The sequence below is a fragment of the Waterburya sp. genome (genome assembly GCF_058530065.1).
This window is the reverse complement of sequence record NZ_JBZNBU010000436.1, coordinates 1-2,615: the sequence shown is the minus strand read 5'-3', so window position 1 is coordinate 2,615 and position 2,615 is coordinate 1. Positions and strand designations below refer to the sequence as shown.

The following is a 2,615-nucleotide window of genomic DNA, read 5'->3' as shown; positions in this document are numbered from 1 at the left end:
TCGCTCCTGTTATAAAGATTACAAGTTTTAGCTCAGTTTGATTTATGTCTTGAGAAAGATTTTATTGACAGAGGTCTAAGTTTAATTATTTGAAATAGAAAAGCTCTTAGGTAAATACCATTATTTTAGAGCAATATCTATTTAAACCGAGTAACAATTGTAATCCAAAAAAAACACACAATATACATGAATTATACGATCCAAAATTTATCAACGCGAACGACACTATTCTATCTCTCGTTATTTTAACTTTAGCAGCGATCGCTATTGAGGAAAACTCATACTTATAATTTGCTGGCAGAAACGCAGTAGAAAAAGAACAGCAGCCATCGCCACGCCGATAGACTGTCCTAACCACAAGCCAGTACCGCCATAATCAAAAACCAAGCCTAAAATATAACCTCCAGCCAATCCTATCCCCCAAAAAGTAGGAATACTCAGCAACATAGGTACGCGTGTGTCTTGAAGACCTGAGAGTGAGGTATACGGCTTTGACGGAGGAATAAAAGTAAAAGGAAGAAACCGTCACATTCTAGTTGATAGTCAAGGATTAAAGTCATGACCAAATACTTAGTAAACATCTGTAGTTGAATATTCGCTCATTCTTAGAGACTGTTTGCCAAGAAAACATTAAGCTTATTGCTACAATCAATATTCACCCATACCTGAAAAAATACCTGAATTTTCCCTCTTATATTTATTTTTAGCTAACCGCATAATACTAACGTAAACGATTTGTTTGAGAAACCATTAACGGTACGATCTACTTTTTTCTTTATTGTTATTTAACAAACAGCCTCTTAGTTGGCAAATCTCTCTAAACTTTGCTGGACTATCAAAACATTGCGATTGATTTACTGCATTGGTTTCAATTACTTTCAACTATCAATTGGCAACGACTACAGGAGAAATAAATTATGAGATTACACTTCTAGCAACCAGATCGCAGCTTTGCCCTCGGAATATACTGCTCGTTTTCTCGGTCAAAACTATGTTCCCCGTCGCCCCGTACCCTTACCAACAAAAGCTCGGTCGGGCATATGCGAGTATCGTGGTGTGGCTTATTGGTGTTTGATTGCATATTTATTTCTATTTGACTGTATAAATAACCACAATTAATTTAGGAGAAGTTTCATGCTTTCTACAGCAAAAAAAGAAAATACTACTCAAACAATTTTCAATCCCAACCAAGTTGCTACCCCGAACAAAAAACAGTTGCTGGCTCAATGGCACAAGGTCGATGGCAAACTAGTTTGTCGATGGGTTAAAGTTTAGGCGAAGATTTCAACTTGCCTCGCGATCGCCGACTCATGAACGATAATAAATAACATGTGGAAACCAAATCCTATTCTACCGATTTTAGCCACAATAAATCCTAAAAACTTGAAGATTGGCGCGGAGGCAACAAAGCATTTAAAGACGAATTGGATTACCCGATTGAATATGTTACGGGAGAAACTCCCTCGGAATTCACGGGAACTATGTATCGTAACGTTCCCGCCATGTTAGATATAAACGGACAGAGATCGCATCATCTCTTCGATACAGCTAACGGCTAATAGCCAACCGCTTCGCGGTTTAATATTTCAGACAGGGATCGCGTCCGATCCCATTTTTTTTAATTATGAGGTAAAAGGCATTATCATTCGATGACGACTTGTTTGAGATCAGCAATCTTGGCGAATCGATTAATCTTCTTCTTCTAATTCTTCTGGTTCTTCAATCTCTGCTTCTCCTTCTCCTCCTGTTTCACATCCACTCAATCCAACAGAACCAATAAATAAAGCAAAAATACTCAATCCAACACCTAAAGCTTTTTTAAAGCTAGAACTCATCAACCTACTCTCCATCATTTATCTAAATTTGCCTGGTTAAATCTTTATCAAAAAAATGATTATAAACATCAATCATTCGATAGAGATTGGGGCGATCGCGCCTGCTGTCAAGACGCGGATATATCGCAGCGGTAAATTGCATTTTGAATTGCATGTAACGATCCGACTTTAGTGGGAAGCAATGTATAGAAAAAATAGATAAGTTGTAAATATTAAATAGTTTAGTTTGTAAGCTTAAATTCAAACAACTTTAACCATAGTTTTGCTAAAATACTGTTTAATGTTTTATTGAAAAATAAGATTTAAATTTATAAAAAATCTGCAAAAAAAATCTCGAAAAAATAAAAAATAGCCAGTGGCAAAAGATCGCTATAGCATTTTTACTTTCGATGGTTATGTTGACTGCTACAGCCTTTAATAATGGCAACGAACTAGGTGCGCGTTCCGAAATATCGCCAGTTCAAATGGGTGGACAAAATAATCCCCACAAAGCAGGTGGCGACGGCATGAGCCAATATAAATCTCCTGCTAATGATTCTAGTACACTGGGGCGGAAGTAAAGTACCCATATTATGAGACACTGGAGTTAGTTGAGATGAATAGTAGTCAGAGCGAGTACAAGGAACAAAGACGTGGCACGCTGGCTGCCTGACACAAGTGTGTGAAAACATTGAAATGCGGTTGAAAAAAGAAAAGGGAGAGTAATTCATGGGAAGCTGAAAATGAATAGTTTTTAGCTTTATATTCCATGTCAACACCCACCCCCTTATATCATCAACT

Annotated in this window: 6 protein-coding genes and 1 pseudogene; 5 read left to right on the top strand and 2 right to left on the bottom strand. The window is 37.2% G+C overall.

Translation table 11 applies throughout. The features are described 5' to 3' along the window. Positions 1-264: 264 nt before the first annotated feature. The gene (locus tag AC33VI_RS23390) at positions 265-447 is read right to left on the bottom strand and encodes a hypothetical protein (protein ID WP_491784661.1); all 183 of its coding nucleotides are present in this window, start codon (positions 445-447) and stop codon (positions 265-267) included. A 25-nt stretch (positions 448-472) separates the two neighbouring features. Between AC33VI_RS23390 and AC33VI_RS23385 the strand changes: the two are divergent. The 4 genes and pseudogenes from AC33VI_RS23385 to AC33VI_RS23370 all read left to right on the top strand — a co-directional run. After that, a pseudogene (locus tag AC33VI_RS23385) lies at positions 473-553 on the top strand (IS5/IS1182 family transposase); the annotation flags it as partial. 398 nt (positions 554-951) lie between these two features. Beyond that, positions 952-1,119: a hypothetical protein gene (locus tag AC33VI_RS23380; RefSeq protein ID WP_491784660.1), complete on the top strand. Its 168-nt coding sequence runs from the start codon at positions 952-954 to the stop codon at positions 1,117-1,119. Positions 1,120-1,134: 15 nt separating this feature from the next. Next, positions 1,135-1,275, top strand: a complete 141-nt coding sequence (locus tag AC33VI_RS23375) for a hypothetical protein (RefSeq protein ID WP_491784659.1) — start codon at positions 1,135-1,137, stop codon at positions 1,273-1,275. Positions 1,276-1,424: 149 nt separating this feature from the next. Further along, on the top strand, positions 1,425-1,559 hold the full coding sequence (locus AC33VI_RS23370) for a carotenoid oxygenase family protein (protein WP_491784658.1): 135 nt from the start codon (positions 1,425-1,427) through the stop codon (positions 1,557-1,559). 129 nt (positions 1,560-1,688) lie between these two features. Here AC33VI_RS23370 and AC33VI_RS23365 read toward each other — a convergent pair whose 3' ends face one another. Next, complete coding sequence (locus AC33VI_RS23365; protein ID WP_491784657.1) at positions 1,689-1,835, bottom strand: hypothetical protein; 147 nt, start codon at positions 1,833-1,835, stop codon at positions 1,689-1,691. A gap of 317 nt (positions 1,836-2,152) precedes the next feature. On the opposite strand from AC33VI_RS23365, the gene AC33VI_RS23360 reads away from it, so the two are divergent. Further along, the gene (locus tag AC33VI_RS23360) at positions 2,153-2,395 is read left to right on the top strand and encodes a DUF6658 family protein (RefSeq protein WP_491784662.1); all 243 of its coding nucleotides are present in this window, start codon (positions 2,153-2,155) and stop codon (positions 2,393-2,395) included. Positions 2,396-2,615: the final 220 nt, after the last annotated feature.

Excerpts from the sequence above, each read along its gene's own strand:
- AC33VI_RS23390 (WP_491784661.1), bottom strand. The coding sequence starts at position 447 with ATGTTGCTGAGTATTCCTACTTTTTGGGGGATAGGATTGGCTGGAGGT.
- AC33VI_RS23375 (WP_491784659.1), top strand. The coding sequence starts at position 1,135 with ATGCTTTCTACAGCAAAAAAAGAAAATACTACTCAAACAATTTTCAAT.
- AC33VI_RS23365 (WP_491784657.1), bottom strand. The coding sequence starts at position 1,835 with ATGAGTTCTAGCTTTAAAAAAGCTTTAGGTGTTGGATTGAGTATTTTT.